At 62.2% G+C, this 555-nt stretch carries 1 protein-coding gene; it reads right to left on the reverse strand.

Annotated features, from left to right (window positions below; genetic code table 11):
- Window positions 1-254: 254 nt before the first annotated feature.
- Window positions 255-555 (reverse strand): hypothetical protein (locus tag IEZ13_RS46220; protein ID WP_229795836.1); only part of this gene is annotated, 301 nt, incomplete at its 5' end.

Below are 555 nucleotides of genomic sequence, written 5' to 3' on the forward strand. Positions count from 1 at the left end.
TCACCGCACCCCTGAAAACCAGCTAACCAACTCTCCATCAAACCCGGGGCTTGACACACTGATCTTCCGCCGATCGCACGTTGCTGCTGTCAGCGTCGCCCGAGGGCCGCCGGCATCCGGCCCTGCGATAAGCGGATATTCCGAACGGCACTGATCAGGGCAAGGCACACACGCTCACGTACCAGTCCCGACGGGCGGGTTCACTCGCTAGCCGAAGTCCGCTGATTGATGATCAGGTGAAAGATTTCGTTGCGCTACCACAAGGTGGCCGGTCCCGCGACGACCCAGCCGGACGCCGCAGGCTTGACCCAGAAGGACAGCTCAAGCTCGGTGATCACGCCCCGGTACGTGACATCTGCGCAGAGGTGACTACCCGTCTCGCTCCAACGGACGCTCTCTGTGATGTCGAACCCGTCCAGCCAGGACAGGTCCTGCTCCCAGCCGCCTCCCAAACAGTGGATTGGGTCGTCCGGATCCGTGATGCCCTCGGACACGGTGCGTGAGGCACCCCCGTATTCATGGAGCTTCTTGATCATGGTCTGATGGCCGTGGGGA

Source organism: Actinoplanes campanulatus (assembly GCF_014647795.1).
Taxonomy (GTDB): Bacteria; Actinomycetota; Actinomycetes; order Mycobacteriales; family Micromonosporaceae; genus Actinoplanes; species Actinoplanes campanulatus.